Below are 23,337 nucleotides of genomic sequence, written 5' to 3' on the forward strand. Positions count from 1 at the left end.
ACCAATAATATTTATTAAGGGCTGGTAGCTCAGATGGTAGATCGTCGCCTTGGCATGGCGGAGGCCCCGGGTTCAAATCCCGGTCAGTCCACTTTATTTTATTAAATAAGTTTCAATTGTGATTAAATTATGATGTTAATAGCGCAAAATCATTTACAACTGATATTGGAAATAGGAATAATGATGTTTGTATTATTAGTCTTTTTCCTTAATTTAGTTCCATTATCTTTAAGTGTTGTAACATTTTTATCTTTATTCTTAGCAGGAGGTTTTACTCTTCTTTTCGGAGCAGATATTGCTTTGCTTGTAGTATCTTCAAGTCAGGCAGAGTTTACTCACCCTTTCGGACCTATTGCGCTTCTTGGTGCGGTGACTGCATTAGCGTCGCTGAAGGTTATGCGGAACTCGGGAGTAGATGTTAGGCCACTTAGAAGATTTGTAATCTTATTTATAGCAGGTATTACCATATTTGGTGGATTAATGCATAGATCTTTCTTGTTATTATGGATTTTAGGTTTATTCTTAGGTTACACCATTTTATCAAAAACATTCAGAGAAAAATCCATATTTACACTTAAAAGAATCATGCTCTTTTTCGGTATAGCTATAGCTGGATTTTTAAGTTTGGAAGTTATTTCAAGAATTTCAGGAATGACTATCTTTTCACCAATGTTGAGATTAGGTAGGATTGAACAGTATTCTTCATCCAGTGTAAAAATGGTATTGAATAATATACAGCTAATAGGACATAATGGAAATGCTTCTTATTGGGGTGCTGAAGGTACCGCATTTGCTGAAGGTTATATTACCCTTCCGATGCAATTGGTTTTATTCTTTGGTCTTCCGTTTCCAATGTTTTTCGGTATATTAGTTAACCAAAAAGATACTGTTGATTATATGCTTCCAGGTATTCTCGGTTATGGATTTGACTTTGGATATTTAGGTCTTATTGGATTAATGGTATTTGTATTAGGAACAATTATCATTGGATTTAAAATATTATCCATGTATAGAGATAAAAGAGAGAAAAACAGTAAAAAATACTTAGGTAAAGAAGTATTGTTAACTGGTGCATTAGCAGCATTTTGTTCACAGGCATTAATTGGTTTATTTATATTTAATAGGACAATTAACGGTACTGCACTTTTATCATTCATGTTCTTAGGTTGTTTAATTTTGGCAAATGCAGTTACATTAAAATCAAGAACTTAAATAAGTGGGAGGAATATTTTTATGAAAGCTTTGATATTATTAGGATGTCCTGAAACTCCATCTCAAACTCCTATGGCAGTTTATGCATTTAGTAAATTGACTCAATCTGGTTATGATGTTACAATAGCAGCTAATCCTGCCGCTTCAAAATTAGTTAAAGTTTCTGATCCTGAAAATTATTATAATCTTAATCTTGTAGATTTGGAGAGAACTTTAGGTGAAATTAAAGAAGGAGATTATGATTTATTAGTCGGTTTTGTTCATAAAGATGCTGCCGCAGCATTTTTTGTAACATTTGATCAAATTTTAAACACCAAGTCTATTGCATTGGTATTTGAAAGAGACCTTGATTTGGTTGGTGAATTTGTTGATATGATTGAAGAAAGTGGAAGTAAAGCTAAAATTTATGCTGTAAGAGCATTCCATAATCCTTCACCTATTAAAGTTAATTTTGATAAAGCATTAAAGGAGTTGGAATAAAATGTCATTTTGTTTAGATACTTATCTCCAACAATCAGATAATTATGAAATTCACGCATCAAAAGCAGGTTTTAAAGATTGTGCAATGATTATTCGTTTTAAAGCTGATGAAATTGTTTATGTTAAACCTGGTGATCAGGTATTAGGTGTTCGTGTTATTGGAATTCCACCTATTCCTATTGGAATTGATGATAAAAAAGGAACTGTTTTTATTCCATACACAAAACCATGTCACGGTACTTCTGTTGTAGAATTACCTATTGATGCTGAAGAAATTGATAAAATTAGAGAATTGAATACTCAATAAGTGGTTATTATGCTCTCCACAGTTGTAGGTAGTTATCCTGTTGAATTAAAAGAACCGTCTGGTTTTAAAGATAAACTTCTTAATACTTTTGGAGCTTATGATCCTTTTAAAGAATCTATTAAGCAGGCTGTATTTTCTCAACTTGATGCCGGTGTTGATATTGTATCTGATGGTCAGGTAAGGGGGGATATGGTTTCTAGTTTTTCAAAGTATATTCCCGGATTTAAAATAAAAGATGGAAATACATATGTTGTTTCTAAGATTTTAAGACCTATTGGCGAAATTTCTGTTAAAGATTTGCTTTATGCCAAAAATTTAATCAGTAAATATTATAATGGTAATGTTCCTGAAGGCAAAGGAGTTAAAGGTATCATTACAGGTCCTTCAACCATTATTCATTCATCCAGAATCTCTTATTTTTATAAGGAAAAGGACGATGCCATTATTGATTTGGCACACAGTTTAAAATCAGAAGTCAATGCTATTGAACATAGGGTTAAGCCGGTTTATATTCAGGTGGATGAACCATTTTTATCAACAGGCATGGTAAACATGAAGGTTGCCCGTGAAGCTATTGATATATTGCGTGATGGTTTAAGCATTCCACTGGCCATGCATGTTTGCGGTACCCTTGAAGGAGCATATAAAGACCTTGCTAATTTCAATGTTGATATTCTGGATTTTGAATTTGCTGGAAATAATGTTAATTTAGGTATTTTGGAGAAAAATATTGATTTATTTAAAGGCAAAAAAATAGGATTTGGATGTATTGATTCTTCTATAAACGAAGTTGATTCAAAAGATAAAACCGAAGAGTTAATTTCAAAAGGTGTTGATATTATTGGAAAAGATAATATACTCCTTGATCCCGATTGTGGCCTTAGAAGAGCGCCAATGGATGTTGCCTATGACAAATTGAAATTAATGAATGATATAAAAGATAAATATTAAAATTTGTCTTTACATGATCTTGGGAAAAAGCAAGTGCTTGTTTTTTTCCAATAACAGTTATTGCACATTATGCATTTGCTTTGTCCATTGCCTTTCAGTTCCCACTCAACTAAAAATGTTGGATCAGCTACAAAAGGCCTTTGCATAGAAATGAATTCAATTTTTGATTTATTTAAGATATTGTTGATTTGATTTTGATTATTGACTCCACCACCCATAATAACCGGAATATTGACATTCTCCATAATTTTTTCACTTTCCTCAATTAATGGATTTTTCTTTTTAATTTCTCTTGAGGTAAATTCAGAAGGAGTTCTGTCATTATCTTTTGAAAAGAACTGTGGGGAGCGTGGACGTGTAATCTGTAAACTGTCAACTCCATGTTTTTCAAGTAGTTTGGCTATTTCTATTGTATCATCTATGGTCATTCCGCCGGATTGAATTTCAAATGCATTTAATCTTACATTGATGTGGAGTTTTGTATTTTGTTTTATTACTTTAATCATTTCTAAAACTATTCTTAAACGATTAACGGTACTTCCACCGTATTTGTCTTCTCTTTTATTGAAATATGGACTAATAAATCTTGTTAAGAAATAATAATTTCCTAAAGCTATTTGAACACCGTCAAATCCAGCATAATCAATTTTTTGACAAGCTATTATAAAATCAGTTTGAATTTTTCTTATATCCTCAATAGATAGGTCTTCTACGCGCATGTTCTGTTCTGCATGCTTGTTGAATTGTACAAATCCAAGTTGTGCAAAAATAGGAACATCATAAACATGAACTAAATCGGTCAAATCCTTAAATTCACGAACAAAACGTTTAAAATGAGGAGTATGTGAATATTTTGAAAACGCATCTCTTGGATAAAGTGATATTAATTCAGTAATTATTAAACCAACACCACTTGCAGCGATGTTTTCGTAACGATTATATATTTCAGGTGTTAAATTACCTGAGCTTTCTCTTTCGGATTCCCATAATCCAGTTCGTATTATACGACTGTTAAGATTTAAATCTCCAAATTTACAATAATCAAATAAATCTTTCATATTTATTATTTAGTTGATTATATTATAAATATTATATTTGAATGGTGAATGGTAAGTAAAAGTTAATTTGTGGGATATGATTTTTCCCACTTCATCGATATTCATGTTTAAAGTTTGCATCATATAACTTGGATGGTGTAAAATCACCAGGGTCTAAAACATCTCCCACCACAATCATTGCAGTCTTCGTTATATTAGCTTCTTTAACTTTACTTGCAATATCCTTTAACGTTCCTCTTATTATTTCTTGGTCTGGCCAAGTTGCTTTTTTGACTACTGCTACTGGGGTGTCTTCAGTGTAGCCTTCGAGTAGTTCATCAACAACTTTATCAATCATGGAGATTCCAAGAAATATGCACATTGTTGCATTGTGTTTTGAAAAGCTTCTGATACTTTCAAGTTCCTTTTTAGGTGTTCTTCCTGCAGGACGTGTGATAATAACACTTTGTGAAACTTCAGGTATTGTCAGTTCCGCTTCAAGTGCACTAGCTGTTCCAAATAATGAACTTACTCCGGGAATAATTTCATATTCAATGTTAAGTTTTTTCAATTCACGTATTTGTTCGCCGATAGCACCATAAATTGCAGGATCTCCTGTGTGAACACGAGCAACAAGTTTATCTTCTTCTATTGCTTTGGCCATAATGTCAATTGTTTCTTCAAGATTTAAGTAAGCACTATTGTGTACATCGCAATTTTCTTTTCTTGGAGCTAATACTTCTTTGTTAACAAGTGAACCTGCATAAATAATCACATCTGCTTTTTCAATAACTTTTCTTCCTTTAACAGTTATCAAATCAGGGTCACCCGGTCCGGCACCAATAAAAATAACTTTAGCTGTCATAAATATTAATTTATTTAATCTAGTATATATTTATTATCTGCTTCAATATTACTCATTAAAGGCAATATTGCTTTTAAAAATGAGTTAAATTTATTAATTTCAAAGATAATGTAAAATTATGGATAATCAAGGTTTTATTTCAGTAGAATTTTTATTTTCACTTTTTATAATATTAATCATAGCTACTGGTTTAATAGTTTATTCGCAAAATACAATAAATTCTGCTTTGGATATTGAATATGACTTAAATCACAGGATGATTCTGGATGATGTTGCAAATACTATCAATCAGGTAGATTCACAGGGCGAATTTTATTCAAAGGATATAAAATTGCCTGTAACGGGTAAAAATTATGAAATAACACTGGATAAAAATAAATTAACCATTGAATATGAGAATAAAAAAGGAGAAATCTTTGTTCCATTTGTTGAACCCTATTCAACTTATAGGATGTATCCAGGTCATATTTATGTAATTGAAAAAACACACGAAGGAAAAATATTGATAACATGATGTTTGACAGTAAAGGACAGGTCAGTGCAGAGTATTTATTGTTGTTCGGTTCATTAATTGTAATAATATTGATTTCATTATCATTTATTGCATCGCAGCATGAATTGACTATGGCAATGGCTGCCGCAAGGAATGGTGTAAATGACGGAAGTCTATACTCAACAAGTGCAATTTATCCCAAAGACACATACAATGATTATTCAAAGGAAAATTATAACATGCTTATTCCCTCATCAGTTGAAATAATTAATATCAGCTATACTGATATGGGATATGATTCCAATTTTGATAAGCAAAGAATTCAGTTTAAGGTATATGCCCATTCATCAAAAGATTTTGATAAAAAGGAGCTGGATTCCATTGGTGAGAGAATTAATTATAACTTAAGAAAATCTATAGCCTTAACTTTCGAGACAACACAGGCAACAAATAAATTATTTAATCCCGTTTTTTCAGACCACTATATTTTTACAACAGCAAATGTTAAGTGGGTTTAAGGTATAATAATAATTAGGTGTTAATATGGAAGATAGATTTGAAAAAGGTATGAGCATATTAAAAATTACTAATGGGGATACAATTGAAGAAATTTTTAAGGAACTTGAAGATATCGCTCCTGATTTAGGACGTTTTATTGTTGAATTCCCATATTCTGAGATATATACTCGTGAAGAAGTTGATTTAAAAACTCGTGAATTATGTACTGTTGCTGCCCTAACTGCAATTGGAACAATTCCTCAGCTTAAAGATCACATTAATGCAGCTTTGGCCGTTGGAAATACTCCTCGCGAAATTGTAGAAATCATAATGCAGATGACTGCTTATGCAGGATTTCCAAAAGCTATCAATGGTGTAATGGCTGCAAAAGAAGTATTTAAAGAAAAAGATTTACTTCCTGTGGAATGATATTGATGTATTCTGAAGAAGAAAAAGCAGAATTAATGAAAGAATTAAAAGAAATGGAGTCCCTTAAGGTTGATACGGGCAACGAAGGTGAAATCCTGCAGAATGATTTAATTGATTATATTGAAAATGGAAACGGCGATAAGCAAGATTTGATTTTTCGCATTGAATTATTCACATATGCTTTCAAATTATTTTCAAGAAAAGAAGTAAAATTAGATAATAATCAATTTATAGTGTATTTAAATGATTCAATTTTAGATTATGAAAAAATAGATTTAATAACAAAAGATTTAAATAAATTTGAATTGGTTATAGAAGCGGTTGAAGATAATGGCGAAATATTAATTAATTTGAATTTCACTTATCATTATTAAATATTAAAAATTTTACGTGCATTGTTGGTAGTTATTCTATCAACAGTTTCCATATCTTCATTTTGGAGTTCAGCTATTTTTTTAACTGCATTAACTACATTTAATGGTTCATTTCTTTCATCTTTGGTCATGGCTAAGTATGGACTATCAGTTTCAGTTAAAACATGGTCAAGAGAAATGTTTTTAATTAAATCCTGATGTTGTTTTGAGTAACAAAGCATTGTAGAAAAGCTCATAAAGTAATTGTCCTTTTCCATTATTCTTCGGGCGGTTTTAGCACTTCCGCTGTAACAGTGGAATATTACATATGGAATATCATCGTATTCCAAAACGATGTTCAGTGCTTTTTTTTCGCAGTCACGTACATGCATAAGCAATGGCACTTTATATTCATTGGCTAGTTCTATAAAACTTAAAAAGATGTCTTTTTGTTTTTCACGCATTGCTTTGTCTTTAACATAAAAATAGTCCATTCCAACTTCGCCAATTGCAACAATGTTATTAATATTTTCAATTAAATGGGCATGGGCTTGTTTTAATTCTTCATCACTGCAATTTTGTGAAGAAACGGGGTGATATCCGAAAGATGGGTAAATGAATCCTTCATATTCAGAACATAATTCAAGAACACCTTTATTGCTTTCATATCCTATTCCTGAAACAATAACTGCATCTAATTTGTCCTTTGCTCTAGATATGACCTCTTTACGGTCATCATCATATTCTTCAAAATCAATGTGGCAATGTGTGTCTATCATTGTTATACTCCAAATCTGCGTTCTCTTGCCTGATAAGATCTTATTGCCCTTAAGAAATCAACTTTTCTAAGTTCCGGCCATAATGTCTCACAGAAGTATAATTCTGAGTATGATGATTGCCATAATAAAAATCCGCTTAAGCGTTCTTCACCGCTTGTTCTGATAATTAGATTTGGATCATCAAGTCCTTCAGTATACAAGTTTTTACTTACTAAGTCTTCATCGACATCATCAACGGTGATTTTACCTTCCTGAACATCATTAATAATCTTTTTAAATGAGTCAATGATTTCCAATCTTCCATCGTAACCAATAGCTAGGTTGAAAAGTCTTTTATCATAATGTTTTGTAGCATCTTCTGCTTCTTTTATAGCTTCTTTTACTTCATCCGGAAGTAGTTCAGTTCTTCCAACAACTTTAACTCTTACTTCGTTTTTATGAATTTTTTCGTGGTCTACTAATTTTTTAAAATTTATTACAAATAGTTTCATCAATCCCTCTACTTCATCTTTTGGTCGGTTGAAGTTTTCTGTTGAAAATGCATATGCGGTAACTATTTCTATTCCTAGTTCTATACTCCAGTCTAAAACGTTTTCTAGTGAATCTACTCCAAGTTCATGACCTTTAAGAACATTTTTATTTCCTTGAAGTTTAGCATATCTCCTGTTACCGTCCATAATGATAGCTACATGTTTTGGCATTTTATTAGGGTCTAAACCCCTTGAAATATACCAATCATATATTTTATAGATTATGTTCTCGCCCATTTGAATTACCTAAAAGTTATTATTAATTAAATATATGTTGTTATCTATTATATAATATTGGCTAATTTATACGCTAATTTTAAACTCCTTAAATATCCTTTGATATTTTGGTCACGGCTTGTATCGATATATATGCTGTTTATTCCAAATGTTACCGCTCCGCAGCTTGGCCAGGAATTTACTAAAACTAATGTTCTGAATATGATGTTTCCCATTATTCCATTTGGAGCTATAATAATGTTGCACTTATCTTTTATAGCTTTTTCAATTAATATGTAGTGATTTATAACTTCAAAATCAGTATTTTCCTTAATCAATTTAGTCAATTCATTACTTTCATCAATGGATTTGGATATTTCTTCACTTCTTCCGTAATCTCCTTTTCTTCCTGATGCCATTACTGCAATTTTAGGAATTTTGGACTGTTTTTTAAGAAATTCTCCACAGTAGATTGCAATTTTTAATTTATCTTCAATTGTTGCTCCCTCATCAATTCCAACAGGAGTTAGTAAAAATTCAATATTATTTCCGTTAATATATGTGGCTCGGGAAATATCACTAAATTTACTTTTTAATTCTTTCATAACGCTTGATGCAGGTAGTGATCCTCTTACAACTGCATTAACATTATCATCCAGTATGGCTTTAACTAAATCATTATCATTGTCAACAGTTATTATTTCTACATTGTTATTTTCTTTTTTAAAAGCTTCACATGCCTTAATAACATCTTTGTTTTTGCCAAGTCCAACTGCTATTTTAATCATTAGTATTATATTTATATTGTTCAATGATATAATCTTATTTTAAATATTTCGAAAGATTAACTATAGTTATAAAAAGATATTTGTTTTTTTTAAAAAAGAGCATATTGTCTAATTGATTTTATTTGAGTTCAATTTTATTATTTTTTATTGAACATATTTGTACAATGTATCTTTTTTATTTTATATTTTACAATACATTAATATATATGATTGAATAATAATTATATTTATGAATGAAGAAGAAGTTTTAAATTCATTAGGTTATGTGATGGCTTCAACATATAGGCTTAGTGTAATACAATATATTGGTAATGGTGTTAAAATACCATCGGACATTGCTAGAAAGATAGGGGTTAGAACAAATCATATTTCAAATGTTTTATCAGATTTAAAGGATCATGGTTTGGTTATTTGTTTAAATGAAAATGCCCATAAAGGAAGATTATATAAAAATACGGAACTTTCACTAGAGATTTTAAAATATTTAAATCAAATGGATTAAAAAAATAAAAAATTATGATGATTTGTTAAAATCATCAATTGCACTGTCAACCAATTCAATAACACTATCTGCTAAATCAGGATATTCATCGTTAATTGCCACAGGGATATTGTCACAATAAACTACCTTAATACCAGCTTCAATGGCGTCTTTTGTTGCAACGTCAACAGCAGCTGCCTTGAGTTCAGTTAACATGACATCTGCTTTATCCATATATTTTGCCATATCCTCTTTTAAAAGAGGTCTATTGGATAAATGGGATGTAGTACCAATAACTTCACAGGAATAATTTTCTTCCAAATAACTTACTAATTTATCTTTAACTTCTTCAGGTGCGGTTGTAGCAAACAAAACTTTTTTTCCAGATATATCTTCCAGAGGTTTAGGTCTGAATACTGTTGAAATAATCGTTGCATCAGGATTAATCTCCTTTATGAATGATTCGATTTCAGTTATTTTTTCACTGCTTGCCATAGGTTCTTCACACATAGTTAAAATCACCAGATTACCTAAGGAAATTCTATAAGGACCAAAGTAAGTTGTTAAATTAGTGATTGGTTGGTTTGCTCCTATTAATGCTATTTTTTTATTTGTTTTTATTGGCGGTATGGCGGCACCGCTTCCTTCAAATATGGCAAATTTGGATTCCACTTCATTGGCAAGGCGAGCACCTTTTTTCATATTGGTTAAAAATACTTCACCGGCCATTCCTCCACCACATCGTCTACAGCCAATGGTTAAAATTCTGCTCATCAATGCATCTTCCCAGTGGTCACTTGCTGCGTGAACTCCTTTTTGGGATTGTTCCAATAGAAATTCGGCTGAAATTTCAAGTTCTTCACCATGAACAATTTCAGGTTCTTCAGGCCCTCCTCTGCCCATAGCTATAACACAGGGTTCATAACCTTTTTTATCAATTAATCTGGATACAAAACCAGAAACCGCAGTTTTTCCAATACGTTTTCCAGTTCCAAGAATAGTTATTGAAGGTTTTTGCATAACGTCATATTCACTGTGAGGTTCGAATTTAAAATCTGGTCCTTCATAGGTAATTCCTTCATTCAGGACTTTGCATGCTATTTTGAATCTTTTTGGATAGTCCAAGATAGGTTCATCACTTAAGTCCATCACTGCATCAATATCATATTGTCTGATCATGTCAACAATAATGTCATAAGGAATATCTTTATCTTTTGCAAATTGAACGGGAACTCCCAGAACTTGTGAATAGGATTCTTCTGTATCATCTCTTAACTTTTCAGTTCCACCTATAAAAACAACAGCAGAAATATCAATATGCTCTATTTTATTCAATGTATCAATTGCTTCTTGTGTGACTGGTAGATAATGTTCACCATCAACAAGACAAAGCATTTTTGTTAGACTAGTCATGGTTAACTATTTTGGAATTGGATTATATATACATTATTTTTTTCTATTAATCTTTAATTAATATATAATTTTACTTTATCTAAAATAGTCATATTAATGCCTATATTTAAATATGATTAAAAATAATATTATAGTATTCATATAGAAAAGAAGTTAATTATATAATTAATTCAAAACTTTTTACTCGAATTAATTAATGACATATTTATAGGTTAGATATTTATGTATAAAGATGAAATGATACAATTACATCAATTTTTAGTTTATGTTTTAAAATATTTATCAGAGGATGATCAAATCACTAATGATTGTAGCGAATATATTTCACTAAAAATAAGCCCACATCATATTCATAAAACCAAAGCGGAACATAAACATGCTATTTTTGTTTTATGTAAGATAATCTCTGAAGTAATTGCCGATAAAGATAATCATTCAATACCTGATAATGTATGCAATTCTTTAGCGGATTTGGTCACACGCTCCGAAAAAGAAATTAACGTAGCTTAATTTTCTTTTTTTTAACTTTTTTTTTTCAATGTTTAATATTAAATTCATCGCTTTCAACGATTTTTGGCAGTTTACCTATAGTTCCAACATTTTTATCTGATATAATTAAAATGCCGTCAAAGAATTCTTTATAGTTTTCCCCACAGTCTAGAGCATTTGAAACTTTATCTTCACTATTTTCACCATTCACTTCATTCGCAATTCTTGTTGCAATTCCATCAGCCAATGAAGGACTTTTGGAAATAACGGTAACGCTGTCGGATGAACCGAAGCTTATTGAATGGCCGATTTTTCCTGATGATGTACAGATGCCTAATGGTTTTTTCCTGGATTTTATTTTAAAGGCAATATTGTTTCCTAAAATTTCATTGTTTGAATAAATTCCACATAAAACATCCTCATCATTAACAAGAGCTATATCTCCGCCATTTTCTACAATTGAATAAGTACTTCCATTATCAATCAAATAATCTAGACTCATTTCAGAAATTGTACCTGCAACACATGCCATAGGGCCTACATCGGCTTTTGATGATGATTCATACATTTTCAAAACAATTTCAGATAGGTTTTCACTATTGTATTTCAATGGTTCGATGGACAATAAAAAGTCAGGATTTTTAGCAATGTATCTTTTTAATTCCTGTCTGATTTTAAGTATATATGGTTTTAGATTAATATTATCTAAATCACTTTTCAATCGTATATGTGTCTGGTCGATATCAATTTCTTCAAAATGCATATGATAATATATGTAAATGGTTATTATAATATTGATGCTTTTGTACAAATGTTGGTTTTTAGTTTCATTTTTTATTTTGGCTTTAATATTTTTTTAAATATGGAAAAGAAAAATTTTAATTAAAAGAAAAAGTTTAATATAAATATTATATAATAATATAATAAAAGTTAACGATTGTGATATTTTGAAAGCATTTGATTTTTTATTAAATAAAAGAGAAGAAAAGCCTAGAAGTAAAGGCATTACTATGGTCCTGGATAAAGGTTTAGGTCTCGAAACTGCCGAAAGTCTAATGAATATTTCCGGGGAATACGTTGATTATTTAAAATTCGGATGGGGTACATCCATAATTCATGATGAGGATATTATAAAAGCAAAGGTTGAAATGTATAAGAATCATAATATTATTCCATATACTGGAGGAACATTATTTGAATTGGCTTATATGAATGAAAAATTGGATGAATTTTTCATGAGAGCTAAAGAATTAGGTTTTCCAGCTATTGAAATATCTGACGGATCTGTTAATATTCCTCATGAAAACAAATTAGAATGTATTGAAGCTGCAAAAAGTAAAGGCTTTGAGGTATTATCAGAAGTAGGTAAGAAAGATCCGAATCTGGATAAGGAATTAACTTTGGATGAAAGAATAGAATATATGCAAGAAGAATTAAATTCAGGCTCCTCATTAATCATTGTTGAAGCAAGAGAAGGTGGAAAAAATATTGGAATCTTTGATAAATCGGGCAATGCAAAAGAAGATGAGATAGATTATATACTTGATAATTTTGATGGAGATAAGATTCTTTGGGAAGCTCCAAATAAAGATCAGCAAGTATTTTTTATCTTGAAACTAGGAAACACAGTTAACTTGGGCAATGTGTCTAGTGATGATATTACATCTCTTGAGACTCTAAGAAGAGGATTAAGAGGAGATACTGTAGGAAAGATTTAATACATTAAACTCGGGCAAAATAGTAGTTAATGTATTGAAACAATAAACTTGGGCATTAGTTTCAATTTAACTATTCTTTAAAGGTGAATTTAACCTAAGAAATTAAAGAAGGTATTAAAATTGACAAGAAGAAGTATTGGCCAAATCAATCAAAAGATTGAAAATGGCGAAGCTAATATATTTACGGTAGAAGAGTTTAAAAAGCTCGTAAAAAATGATGATGCTCCAGATTTTGATGAAGTGGATGTTGTTACATGCGGAACATGTGGAGTGATGAGTGGAACAGCAGCCATACTAAACTTTGTTGTATCTGGGCCTGGAGAATTTATAAGGGCTCGTGAAGTTTATTTAAATGGAATTCCTGCTTATGCAGGACCATGTCCCAATGAATGGTTAGGTTCAATAGATGCAATATTGCATGGAACAACTCATTCAATTGATGATGATAATTACGGCGGAGGATTTTTGCTTAAGGAACTTCTTGAAGGCAAATCCGTTGATGTGAGAGTGGAAAGTGCTGAAGGATTGACCATTGAAAACACAATAACAATAGATGATGTTATCAGAGGTCAAATTATAGGTACCCGTATGGCTTTCAAAAACTATACTGCATTTACAAATCCTAATGATCATTCGATTCCATCAATATTTGCGGCAACGCCTTTGGAAGGGAACCTTTCCGGATTAACATTCTCTGGATGTGGGGATTTAAATCCGCTTCAAAATGATGTTCCCCATAATGCAATAAAAGAAGGAGTTAAAATACTTTTAAATGGTGCTCCTGGATATATTTTAGGTGATGGAACTCGTTCATCTGCAGAAAAACCAAATTTAATGTTAACTGCAGATTATAAAGAAATGGACCCTTATTATATTGGAGGTTTTAAAACCGGACAAGGTGGGGAAGTATATGATACAGTAGCAATTCCAATTCCTGTTTTATCTGAAGAGATATATAATAATCTGCTGATTAAGGATGAGGATATAAAATTGCCTGTTGCAGATATTAAAGGACGTCACCTGCCATTGGCTGAAACTAACTATAAGGAAATGTGGGAAGGTTATGATTTAAGACCTCAATATGATGATTCTAAATGTAGAAACTGTGACCAGTGTCTTGTGGAAGAAATCTGTCCGACAAATGCATTTAAAAATCTAAAACTGAATATTTCTTATTGTTTCGGTTGTGGAATGTGTGCTAATTTCTGTAAGCATGATGCATTTGATATGAATACCGGTGATGTTGATTTACAAATCGATGGCCAAAATGTAAATATTCCAATTATTTGCAGACAGTCTGACAGATTGAGAGGAAACAAATTATCTTTAAAACTCAAAAAATTGATTGAAAATAATGAGTTCAGATTATAGGTGATTTCATGACTAGCCAACAGAAAATTACTGACTCACCTATTGAGTTTGCTGAAGATATTATTGAAGATGTAAAAAACTCAAAGGATGATGGTGTTTTAAAATGTGTTCAGTGTGGAATGTGTACATCAACTTGTCCCGCAGCAAGACACTCCGATTACAATCCTCGTGAAATCATCGAAAGAGTATTGGACGGTGATGTTACTATAATTGAGGATGATAATATCTGGAATTGTTTTTATTGCTATACCTGTCATAGTGTATGTCCTGTTGGAAATAGTGTATGTGAGGTAAATCAAATATTAAAACAGTTTGCTGTAGCTAATGAAATTGGATATGATAAGTTATATGAATATATGGGTTTTGCTGATTCATATTTCACTGCAGCTATTGGTGCAATTCCGGAAATATTTTTTGAAGATATTGACCGTGATGTTCCTGGCTGGTGGGATTTTAGACAACATTTGGATGAGATACGAGATGAATTAGGTCTTAATCCTCCATTAATGCCTCCAAAAGAAGTTATAGAAGAAGTAAGTACTATATTAACAATAACAGGTTTTAAAGCAAAAATTGAAAAGATAAGAGCATCCCAGGAGGAATCCGGATGAAGCAAGTTCCTGACAAAAATATTCTTTTATTCAGAAGTTGTCTTGTAAGTGTAGAATATCCTGGTGTTGAAGCATCAACAAAGTTTGTATTTGAAAAGCTTGGAATTGACTATGCGATTTCAGATAAACAGACCTGCTGTACTGGTCTTGGACATTATTCTGATGTATTTGACCAAATTGATACCTCTGCAATAGGTGCACGAAATTTCAAAATAGCTCGTGAAATTGGTCGGCCGAATCTTGTGATGATGTGTGCAACATGCTATGCAATCAACAAAAAGTCTGTTAAATTACTCAATAAAAAAGATGATTTAAGAGAACACATTAATCAATTGTTTGATGAAAATGGTTTGTCTCACTTAAAATATGAAAAGGATGATTTAAAACCTACAGAAAATATTTTTCATGTAGTGGATATCCTTTACAATAAAAAGGACGAAATCAAAAATCACCTTAAATATGATTTAAGCGATTATACCATAGCCACTCACCACGGATGTCACTATTGTAAGGTACATTATGAGGATACTATTGGTGGAGTACGTGACCCGAACATCATAGATGAATTGATTGAAGCCTGTGGATGTAAAACCATAGGATGGTATGACCATAAACGTGCCACATGTGGAACAGGTTTCAGACAAAGATATTCCAACCCTGATTTGTCATTTACAGCAACTGCAGATAAAATGAATGCATTAGGTGATGAGGAAGTTGAAATTGTAGTTCATTTATGTCCTAATTGTCATATTCAGTTTGACAGATATCAACCTTTAATATCAAAAAGAGAAGGAAGAGAATTTAAGGCAATACATTTAAATATATCTCAATTTATCGCAATCGCAATGGGTGGTGATTTTGATAAAGTAATTGGTGTTAAAGCTCATACTACACCAATTGATTCAGTAATCAAGGAGTTAAAGGAGGTTGAAAAATGAGAGATGATTTAAAAGTTGGCGTGTTTTTATGTGAATGTGGGGGAAATATTTCAGATATTATTGATTTGAATGAAGTTAGGGCCTCCTTGGATGTTGAATTTGTAGGGCAGTTTGAAAATTTATGCTCTTTAAATGGGCGTAAGATTATTCGTGATGCAATATTTGATCATGACCTGGATAGAGTAGTTGTTGCTGCTTGCTCTCCAATTAGTCATGAAAAAACATTTCAGGATTATGTAAAACCTTTAAATCCTTATTTGATGGATATGGCTAATATCCGTGAACAATGTTCTTGGGTTCACTCAGATAAGGCTAAGGCAACACATAAAGCTATTACTTTAATTAATGCATCTATTGAAAAGGTTAAGCAATCTGATGCTGTTGATCCGATCTTTTGCCAAACTCCAGATGAAGTTGCTGTTATTGGTGGTGGAATTGCAGGTATGAATGCTGCATTGTCTCTTGCCAAACAGGGAACTAAAGTAACATTAATAGAGCAGTCACCTTCTATTGGTGGACACATGGCAAAAATAGGTAAGGTTTTCTCTCCTGTTAAAATTGCTGAAGAGTGTGGAATGTGTCTTTTAAATCCGATATTGAATGAACTTGTTTGGAATGAAAATATAGAGGTATTAACAAATTCAAAAGTCATTGAAGCTGAAAGAAGGGCTGGAACATATAATCTGATTGTTGAAAAATCTCCCCGATATGTTGATACGGAAAAATGTATTGCATGCGGTAAATGTTCACAGGTTTGTGAAGTGGAGGTTCCTGATGACTGGAATGACGGCCTATCAACCAGAAAAGCAATTTACAGACCATTTGGACAATCATATCCTGAAAGTCACGTGATTGATATGGATAACTGTACAAAATGTAGTAGCTGTGTTAAAGTATGTAATATGAAAGCTATTAAACTCAGAGGGAGGTCTGAAAGGATTCCTCTTCAGGTGGGTTCAGTAATTGTTGCAACTGGACATAAGCTCTTTGACATGGAAAAAAGGCCTGAATATGGCTATAACCGTTATGATGATGTAATAACACAATCTGAATTGGGACGTATCACTGGAGTTAATGGTCCAACAAAGGGAAAACTCTTAAAATCCAATGGTGAAGTTCCAAAAAGAGTTGTAATGATACAGTGTGTCGGTTCAAGAGATGAAAAACCTGACGGACACAGATACTGTTCTAAAATATGCTGTACAGTAGCCCTAAAAAATGCCAATATTATCAAGCATAAAAATCCTGATACTGATGTTGTAATATGCTATACTGATGTCAGAACGCCGGGAATGTTTGAAAAATACTATAAGCACACTCAGGAAAATGAAGTAAGATTCATTAGGGGAAGACCTGGTGAAGTTGTCAAAAAAGGAGATAGCTTTATTGTTAGAACAGAAGATACTCTTAAAGGAGATTTTATTGAAATTGAAGCTGATATGGTAGTTCTTTCGACTGCAATGGAACCTTCAGATGGAACTCGTGAAATTGCTGAGATTTTAAATATCGGTACAACAGAAGATGGATTTATTAAGGAATCACATCCAAAAATCAAGCCTGTTGCAACTGATGTTCAGGGTATCTTTGTTTGTGGAACAGCACATGATCCAAAAGACATTACGGAATCAATCATGCAGGCTATTGCATCTGCATCAAAAGTATCAGAATACAATTATGGTGGTGTTGAAATCGAACCGTTCATTGCTGAAATTGATAAGGAAAAGTGTATACTCTGTGGAGACTGTATCAGCAGATGTAAGTATAAATCCATGAGCATCCAAAATGATGAGGTATATATTGACCCTATGGCATGTACCGGTTGTGGTAAATGTCTGGTTGGGTGTGGTCAGAAAGCTATTCATGTTAATGGTAATATTGACGAGAAAATTCTGGCTACCATTAAAGGTGTTCTCAGCAATAAAAATGATGATGAACGTATGATACTGGTATTTTTAGATAATATAGGTTATACTGCCGCAGATAATATTGGAGTAAACCGCTTGTCATATCCTGAGTCGATTCATATCATTAAAGTAATTTCAGTCAATCGTGTGAGACCGAATCACATCAAATATGCTTTGGAAAATGGTGCTGATGGAGTATTCATCGGTGAATTCCCTGGTGATTTAATGTATGATGAAGTGGAACGTAAAGTTGATAGGATTAAAGAAACATTAATTGAATTAAATGAAAATCCTGAACAGATTATGTTTTCAAAAGTTTATATTCCATACTTTTCAGGACTTGCCCGTAAGCTGACGGACTTTGATAAGAAAATTGAAGAGTTAAATCTTTAATTTTTTCACCAAATGTTTCTGGAGTATAACTTTTTACTCCATTTTTTTCTTTTTTTAAATTAAAGTAAGCTATAATAATTTTACTAGTTTTCATTAAATGATTGTATTTAATTTAATATTATAATTAATATTTAAATAATTATAAGATAAAAAAAATATTTTTTGAGTTTGGTAAACATCAGATGGTTAAAATTTGGTAAAAAATAAAAATTTTAGGGAAATTATAATTCCCCATTTGCTTTTCTTTCTTCAAGAAGTTTTAAACCTATCTCACCTAATTTGTATTTTTGAATTTTTCCACTGGTGGTCAATGGGAATTCGTCAACAAAGAAAACATATTTAGGTACTTTATATCTTGCTATGCTTCCAATACAGAAATCACGGATATCCGCTTCGGTTATATCATCATATCCTTCTTCTCTAATGATAAATGCACCAACGAGTTCACCGTATTTTTCATCAGGAATTCCAGCAACCTGGACATCTTGAACACATTCGTGGGTAAATAGGAATTCTTCTATTTCTCTTGGATAAATGTTTTCTCCACCTCTAATAATCATATCTTTGATACGTCCAACAATGGAGTAATATCCATCTTCGTCAACTGTAGCCAAGTCTCCGGAGTGTAGCCATCCGTCAGGCTCAATGGTTTCAGCAGTTTTTTCAGGCATATTATAATAACCTTTCATAACATTGAAACCTCTGCACATGATTTCTCCGGTTTCACCAGGACCTAATTCCTCACCAGTTTCTGGGTCTACGATTTTAACTTCAATATTAGGGAATTTTCTACCTACAGTATTGATTTTTTTCTCAAATGAATCTGCTGCATTGGTTTGTGTAAAACCAGGACCTGCTTCAGTAAGTCCATATACACTGGTGATTTCTTTCATGTTCATTTTTTCAATAGCGTCTTTCATGGTTTCAACAGGACATGTTGAGCCCGCCATAATACCGGTACGTAAGGAACTCATATCAAACATATCAAACATCGGATGGTTCATCATTCCGATAAACATTGTAGGAACACCATAAATTGATGTACACTTTTCTTTCTGGATTGATGAAATTGCAAGAAGAGGATCATATTCTTCAAGAACAACCATGGTAGAACCATGTGTAATAACTGCCATTACACCTAAAACAGTACCAAAACAATGGAATAAAGGTACTTGGAGAAGTAATCTGTCTTTTTCAGTATAATTCATATTTTCTCCAATATAATATCCATCGTTAAGAATGTTTCTGCTTGAAAGCATTACACCTTTAGGAAAACCTTCTGTACCGCTTGTATATTGCATATTTATAACATCATATTGGGAAACATCATCTTTTGCTTTTTGGAATTTTTCCTCATCGTAATTCATACCAAGTAACATTAATTCATTGGTATTGTACATTCCACGATGCTTTTCCTGACCTACATGGAAAACATACTTTAAATATGGGAATTTTTCACTGTTTAAGTTACCTCTTGCACTGTTTTTTAGTTCAGGTACGAGTTCATGGATAATTTCAAAATAGCTTGTGTCCCTAAATCCATCAGTCATTGCAATAGCTTTCATCTCGGATTGTCCTAAAACATATTCTAATTCATGGGACTGATAAGCTGTATTAACAGTTACAATTGTTGCACCAATTCTTGCTGTTGCAAACATATATGTTAACCATTCAGGGACATTTTTAGCCCATATTCCAACACGGTCTCCTTTTTCAATACCTAGAGCTAAAAATCCTTTTGCAATATTGTCAACTCTTTCATTAAATTCCTTATATGTAAATCTTAAATTTCTATCTGGATAAACTATAAACTCATGATCTGGTTGTTTTTCCACTTGAGTTTCAAAAAACTTTCCTATAGGAAGCTCTGTAAATAATTCACTCATTTTCACACCTTTTTTTAATTATATATTGTAAAAAAGCTAATTCCTGAATTTTACTTCTAATTCAACCTAAAGCGCAAATCTGGCTTAAAATATCTAAAACTCTTATTTCTAATTTCATTATTCCTTTTTATTTTAAACATTTTGATCCCACGCCTTTTAATTTTAATATGGTGTGTATAATACTGCTAATATTTTTGAATTCTTTTTCCCGGTTGCATGCAAATGGTGCGGAACTACAGAATCATAGAAAATAGTGTCGCCTTCATTGATTACAAAAGTGTCTTTTCCATAGATAACTTCAATTTCTCCTTCCAATACGTAAATAAATTCTTCTCCTTCATGTGAAGATAATTCTTTTTCGCCTTCTTCATATTCAATTTCAATTATGAATGGGTCTATGTTTCTGTCAATTTTACCTGCACCTAATGAGTGGTATTCTAAATTAGTTGCATTTGTAACATCTTCTCTACCTGAGAAATATAATGCATGATCTGTTTTTCCACCTCTAGTAACAACAGGTCCAATTTGTGGTGTGTCATCTAAAAATGTTCCAAGTCTGACTCCAAGTGCTCTAGCCATTTTGGTTAATGGTGTAAGGGATGGAATAACTTCTCCATTTTCCATAGCTTTTAAAACTTCTAGTTTAACGCCACTAGCTTCTGATAGTTCTTCAATAGTCATATCTTGTCTTTCTCTAATACTTTTCATTTTAGAAGCAAATTCTTCATTTTTTTCCATTATATCACTTTTTTACTTTTATAAAATACTAAAATTTTTAGTATAAGTATAGTATATTTTTTAATTTATATAATACTTTGTAAAATTAAAATGAATAGGGCTGTCTTAAAGTCAGTTGTTTTTTTTGCTTATTTTGTTGTAATTGTCTATTTAAAAAAGCTCTTTCGAATATATTTCCTTGCATTAAATTCGGTTTAAATAACTTTCATAAACCTTTCTTTTATAAATTCAGGAGTCATTTCAATAATTGGTGCTTTGGAATTACCAGGCTTACAGTTAAATTCTATAAAATTACATTCGTCATCTTTTATTATTTCTTTTAAATCAATATCTTCGAATTTATAGCTTTTTAGACCAACACTTGAAGCAATTTCTGATAGATTTAAATCTTTTGCATAGGTTTCCTGGTTGCCTGTTGAACCGTATGCTCCATTATTAATCACAATCCAAGTTAAATTTCTTGGTTTGCATGCATTGATGGTTACAAGTGAACCCATGTTCATAAGCAGTGCTCCATCTCCATCAATAACGACAACATCTCTATTTGGTTTTGATAAAGCTAATCCAAGACCAATTGATGAAGCAAGCCCCATTGATCCAATCATATAGAAGTTTTCCTCTCTGTCATAAATGTCATATAGCTCTCTTGAAGGAAATCCGATATTGCAGACAATTAATTCATAATCAATTAATCCAATTATTTTTTCAATAGCATCTCTTCTTTTCATTTTATCACCAATATTTGATTTCCAATAATACTGAAACAGGTTTTCCTTCTTTTAAACTTAATTCCCAGGATTCTCTTATATCTTCATATGCTGCTTCGGGACTTCCTGGTTTAAAGAAATTAAAATTCATTGCTTTTAAAATTAATGGTGTTGATTCACCCATTGGAACTTGTCCACAAATGTTTTCTCCTTCAGTTCCTCTATGGCTCATTACCATCAAAAGAGGAAATTTATATAGTTCTGTCAATGATTTTAAAGCATTAATTGAGTTTCCAAGACCTGAATTCTGCATAAGTATTGCGGTTTTTTTACCTCCGAGGTAAGCTCCGGCACATAATCCAATTCCTTCTTCTTCTCTTGTTACAGGCACATGAATGATAGTTTCATCTTCATCAATCATTTCTAATAATCTAGATAAGTTAACGCAGGGAACACTTACTATAAAGTCAATTCCCGCATCTTTTAGCCCATTATATATAGCTTCTGTACTATCCATGTTATCATCTTTTTATTTAAATTTAACATAATTTGTTTACTTTATTTTCCTAATTAATGTTAGATAGTAACATATATATTAAATTATTTACTTATTTATATTTATGTTTGATAAACTACCTGTTTCTTCAAAAACAGAAAAAATTTTGACTAAATCTCTTGATGAAGAAATTTCTGTTGAAGAGGCAAATTATTTGATGAATATTAAAGGGGCTGATTTTTATCCTTTAATGGCTACTGCTGACTATTTAAGGAACCAAATTACTGGTGATGATGTTACATTCATTAACAACTGTAATATTAATTTCACTAACATTTGTACTGTTAGATGTCGATTTTGTGCTTTTGGAAAGGATGCAGACGATCCCGATGCATATATTTTGGATGATGAAGCTATTTTAGCCAAGGCTCGAGGGGCTGTTGATAATGGTGCCCATGAATTTACTTTAATGGGTGGTGTACATCCGGATGCAGATGTTGAATATTATGAGCATTTATTGCATTTGCTCAAGGGTGAGTTTCCAAATGTCATGATTCATGGTTTTTCACCGACTATGATTAATGATGCAGCTATCGCATCAGGTATTGACATGGCTGAAGCCTGTGATAGATTGAAATCTGCGGGGCTTGATACTTTGCCAGGAACTGCAGCTGAAATTTTAACAGATCGTGCACGTGAAATAGTCTGTCCTGAAAAGGTTAGCGTGAGTGAATGGATTGATGCTGTTAGAACTGCTCATGAAGCTGGTATTCCCGGTTCTGCTACTATTATGTATGGACATGTAGAAACATTGGAAGAACGTGTTGAGCATATTGACATTATCCGCCGCTTGCAGGAGGAAACCCATGGATTTACCGAGTTTATTCCAATGACATTTATGCACGAATATTCTCCAATATATTTGGAGGGTCAGAAAAACCTGGGTGCTACAGGTACTGAAGATTTAAAGTTATATGCTGTTTCCAGATTAATGCTGAGAGATATAATTCCAAATATTCAAGTTTCCTGGGTAAAAATGGGTTTCAGATTTGCTCAGGTTGCTCTTACTGCAGGTGCCAATGATTTGGGTGGTACTTTAGGCGGAGACGAATTGTCAGAAGCATCTGGTGCTCCTGATGGTGTTGATGCTTCAATCGAAACTTTAGTAAACATGGTTAAAAATCTTGGAAGAAACCCACTTGAGAGAAACTCCAAATATACCGAATTTTATCCTGTCAAATATTAACAAAGCTC

At 32.1% G+C, this 23,337-nt stretch carries 27 protein-coding genes and 1 tRNA gene; 17 read left to right on the forward strand and 11 right to left on the reverse strand.

The genetic code is table 11. The annotated features are described in order from the left end of the window. The first annotated feature begins 18 nt into the window (after positions 1-18). From ACKI5C_RS04410 to ACKI5C_RS04430, 5 genes are all read left to right on the forward strand, one after another. Positions 19-91: transfer RNA gene (locus ACKI5C_RS04410), tRNA-Ala, on the forward strand. A 38-nt stretch (positions 92-129) separates the two neighbouring features. Further along, a complete protein-coding gene (locus ACKI5C_RS04415; RefSeq protein WP_407431995.1) occupies positions 130-1,212 on the forward strand; it encodes a hypothetical protein in 1,083 nt (360 codons plus the stop codon). Positions 1,213-1,233: 21 nt separating this feature from the next. Then, complete coding sequence (locus ACKI5C_RS04420) at positions 1,234-1,692, forward strand: DUF1890 family protein (protein ID WP_407431996.1); 459 nt, start codon at positions 1,234-1,236, stop codon at positions 1,690-1,692. A gap of 1 nt (position 1,693) precedes the next feature. After that, on the forward strand, positions 1,694-1,999 hold the full coding sequence (locus ACKI5C_RS04425; protein WP_296796081.1) for a DUF1894 domain-containing protein: 306 nt from the start codon (positions 1,694-1,696) through the stop codon (positions 1,997-1,999). Between the two features lie 9 nt (positions 2,000-2,008). Continuing rightward, complete coding sequence (locus ACKI5C_RS04430) at positions 2,009-2,950, forward strand: methionine synthase (RefSeq protein WP_407431997.1); 942 nt, start codon at positions 2,009-2,011, stop codon at positions 2,948-2,950. Here ACKI5C_RS04430 and ACKI5C_RS04435 read toward each other — a convergent pair. Continuing rightward, on the reverse strand, positions 2,947-4,008 hold the full coding sequence (locus ACKI5C_RS04435) for an NADH-dependent flavin oxidoreductase (RefSeq protein ID WP_296796078.1): 1,062 nt from the start codon (positions 4,006-4,008) through the stop codon (positions 2,947-2,949). The two genes, ACKI5C_RS04430 and ACKI5C_RS04435, sit on opposite strands and share 4 nt — an antisense overlap. A 91-nt stretch (positions 4,009-4,099) precedes the next feature. After that, entirely contained in the window at positions 4,100-4,852 is a 753-nt protein-coding gene (gene cobM / locus ACKI5C_RS04440; protein WP_407431998.1) for a precorrin-4 C(11)-methyltransferase, read from the reverse strand. 118 nt (positions 4,853-4,970) lie between these two features. On the opposite strand from cobM, the gene ACKI5C_RS04445 reads away from it, so the two are divergent. From ACKI5C_RS04445 to ACKI5C_RS04460, 4 genes are read left to right on the forward strand one after another with little or no spacing between them, the layout of a single operon-like run. Continuing rightward, complete coding sequence (locus ACKI5C_RS04445; RefSeq protein ID WP_407431999.1) at positions 4,971-5,366, forward strand: hypothetical protein; 396 nt, start codon at positions 4,971-4,973, stop codon at positions 5,364-5,366. Continuing rightward, positions 5,363-5,863 carry a class III signal peptide-containing protein gene (locus tag ACKI5C_RS04450; RefSeq protein WP_407432000.1) on the forward strand — a complete coding sequence of 167 codons (501 nt, stop codon included), beginning with the start codon at positions 5,363-5,365 and terminating at the stop codon, positions 5,861-5,863. Before ACKI5C_RS04445 ends, ACKI5C_RS04450 begins: the two co-directional genes overlap by 4 nt. Before the next feature lie 25 nt (positions 5,864-5,888). Continuing rightward, positions 5,889-6,272, forward strand: a complete 384-nt coding sequence (locus ACKI5C_RS04455) for a carboxymuconolactone decarboxylase family protein (RefSeq protein ID WP_407432001.1) — start codon at positions 5,889-5,891, stop codon at positions 6,270-6,272. A 5-nt stretch (positions 6,273-6,277) separates the two neighbouring features. After that, positions 6,278-6,646: a hypothetical protein gene (locus ACKI5C_RS04460; protein WP_407432002.1), complete on the forward strand. Its 369-nt coding sequence runs from the start codon at positions 6,278-6,280 to the stop codon at positions 6,644-6,646. Here ACKI5C_RS04460 and ACKI5C_RS04465 read toward each other — a convergent pair. The 3 genes from ACKI5C_RS04465 to mtxX are packed head-to-tail and all read right to left on the reverse strand — an operon-like array spanning position 6,643 to position 8,938. Beyond that, the gene (locus ACKI5C_RS04465) at positions 6,643-7,404 is read right to left on the reverse strand and encodes a TatD family hydrolase (RefSeq protein WP_407432003.1); all 762 of its coding nucleotides are present in this window, start codon (positions 7,402-7,404) and stop codon (positions 6,643-6,645) included. The two genes, ACKI5C_RS04460 and ACKI5C_RS04465, sit on opposite strands and share 4 nt — an antisense overlap. Positions 7,405-7,406: 2 nt before the next feature. Continuing rightward, positions 7,407-8,171: a polyprenyl diphosphate synthase gene (uppS, locus tag ACKI5C_RS04470; protein WP_407432004.1), complete on the reverse strand. Its 765-nt coding sequence runs from the start codon at positions 8,169-8,171 to the stop codon at positions 7,407-7,409. Between the two features lie 47 nt (positions 8,172-8,218). Next, positions 8,219-8,938, reverse strand: a complete 720-nt coding sequence (gene mtxX, locus ACKI5C_RS04475) for a methanogenesis marker protein Mmp4/MtxX (RefSeq protein WP_407432005.1) — start codon at positions 8,936-8,938, stop codon at positions 8,219-8,221. A 229-nt stretch (positions 8,939-9,167) separates the two neighbouring features. On the opposite strand from mtxX, the gene ACKI5C_RS04480 reads away from it, so the two are divergent. Then, a complete protein-coding gene (locus ACKI5C_RS04480; RefSeq protein ID WP_407432006.1) occupies positions 9,168-9,440 on the forward strand; it encodes a transcriptional regulator in 273 nt (90 codons plus the stop codon). Between the two features lie 12 nt (positions 9,441-9,452). Here the strand turns inward: ACKI5C_RS04480 and ACKI5C_RS04485 are convergent, their stop codons facing one another. Further along, on the reverse strand, positions 9,453-10,832 hold the full coding sequence (locus tag ACKI5C_RS04485; RefSeq protein WP_407432007.1) for a 2,3-diphosphoglycerate synthetase: 1,380 nt from the start codon (positions 10,830-10,832) through the stop codon (positions 9,453-9,455). 222 nt (positions 10,833-11,054) lie between these two features. Here ACKI5C_RS04485 and ACKI5C_RS04490 point away from each other — a divergent pair, with 222 nt between their 5' ends. Further along, the gene (locus tag ACKI5C_RS04490) at positions 11,055-11,342 is read left to right on the forward strand and encodes a UPF0058 family protein (RefSeq protein WP_407432008.1); all 288 of its coding nucleotides are present in this window, start codon (positions 11,055-11,057) and stop codon (positions 11,340-11,342) included. 25 nt (positions 11,343-11,367) lie between these two features. On the opposite strand, the gene ACKI5C_RS04495 is transcribed toward ACKI5C_RS04490, so the two are convergent. Continuing rightward, complete coding sequence (locus ACKI5C_RS04495) at positions 11,368-12,084, reverse strand: UPF0280 family protein (protein ID WP_407432009.1); 717 nt, start codon at positions 12,082-12,084, stop codon at positions 11,368-11,370. 184 nt (positions 12,085-12,268) lie between these two features. Here ACKI5C_RS04495 and comA point away from each other — a divergent pair, with 184 nt between their 5' ends. From comA to hdrA, 5 genes are all read left to right on the forward strand, one after another. After that, entirely contained in the window at positions 12,269-13,039 is a 771-nt protein-coding gene (comA, locus tag ACKI5C_RS04500) for a phosphosulfolactate synthase (RefSeq protein WP_407432010.1), read from the forward strand. 120 nt (positions 13,040-13,159) lie between these two features. Further along, a complete protein-coding gene (locus tag ACKI5C_RS04505) occupies positions 13,160-14,410 on the forward strand; it encodes a methanogenesis marker 16 metalloprotein (RefSeq protein ID WP_407432011.1) in 1,251 nt (416 codons plus the stop codon). A gap of 8 nt (positions 14,411-14,418) precedes the next feature. Continuing rightward, positions 14,419-15,021 (forward strand): ferredoxin:CoB-CoM heterodisulfide reductase subunit HdrC, encoded by a 603-nt coding sequence (gene hdrC / locus ACKI5C_RS04510; RefSeq protein WP_407432012.1) that lies wholly within the window; start codon positions 14,419-14,421, stop codon positions 15,019-15,021. Further along, on the forward strand, positions 15,018-15,959 hold the full coding sequence (hdrB, locus tag ACKI5C_RS04515) for a ferredoxin:CoB-CoM heterodisulfide reductase subunit HdrB (protein ID WP_407432013.1): 942 nt from the start codon (positions 15,018-15,020) through the stop codon (positions 15,957-15,959). The genes hdrC and hdrB overlap by 4 nt, the downstream gene beginning before the upstream one ends. Beyond that, positions 15,956-18,256 carry a ferredoxin:CoB-CoM heterodisulfide reductase subunit HdrA gene (gene hdrA, locus ACKI5C_RS04520; protein WP_407432014.1) on the forward strand — a complete coding sequence of 767 codons (2,301 nt, stop codon included), beginning with the start codon at positions 15,956-15,958 and terminating at the stop codon, positions 18,254-18,256. The genes hdrB and hdrA overlap by 4 nt, the downstream gene beginning before the upstream one ends. A 221-nt stretch (positions 18,257-18,477) precedes the next feature. Here the strand turns inward: hdrA and ACKI5C_RS04525 are convergent, their stop codons facing one another. From ACKI5C_RS04525 to comD, 4 genes are all read right to left on the reverse strand, one after another. After that, positions 18,478-20,142: an AMP-binding protein gene (locus ACKI5C_RS04525; RefSeq protein ID WP_407432015.1), complete on the reverse strand. Its 1,665-nt coding sequence runs from the start codon at positions 20,140-20,142 to the stop codon at positions 18,478-18,480. Positions 20,143-20,304: 162 nt separating this feature from the next. Further along, entirely contained in the window at positions 20,305-20,880 is a 576-nt protein-coding gene (locus ACKI5C_RS04530) for a helix-turn-helix domain-containing protein (RefSeq protein WP_407432016.1), read from the reverse strand. Between the two features lie 194 nt (positions 20,881-21,074). Continuing rightward, the gene (gene comE, locus ACKI5C_RS04535) at positions 21,075-21,608 is read right to left on the reverse strand and encodes a sulfopyruvate decarboxylase subunit beta (protein WP_407432017.1); all 534 of its coding nucleotides are present in this window, start codon (positions 21,606-21,608) and stop codon (positions 21,075-21,077) included. 4 nt (positions 21,609-21,612) lie between these two features. Further along, entirely contained in the window at positions 21,613-22,104 is a 492-nt protein-coding gene (gene comD / locus ACKI5C_RS04540; protein ID WP_407432018.1) for a sulfopyruvate decarboxylase subunit alpha, read from the reverse strand. 103 nt (positions 22,105-22,207) lie between these two features. Here comD and cofH point away from each other — a divergent pair, with 103 nt between their 5' ends. Continuing rightward, a complete protein-coding gene (cofH, locus tag ACKI5C_RS04545; RefSeq protein ID WP_407432019.1) occupies positions 22,208-23,329 on the forward strand; it encodes a 5-amino-6-(D-ribitylamino)uracil--L-tyrosine 4-hydroxyphenyl transferase CofH in 1,122 nt (373 codons plus the stop codon). The last annotated feature ends 8 nt before the right edge of the window (positions 23,330-23,337 follow it).

This window comes from Methanobrevibacter sp., from assembly GCF_045646045.1.
In the GTDB taxonomy this organism is placed as follows: Archaea; Methanobacteriota; Methanobacteria; order Methanobacteriales; family Methanobacteriaceae; genus Methanocatella.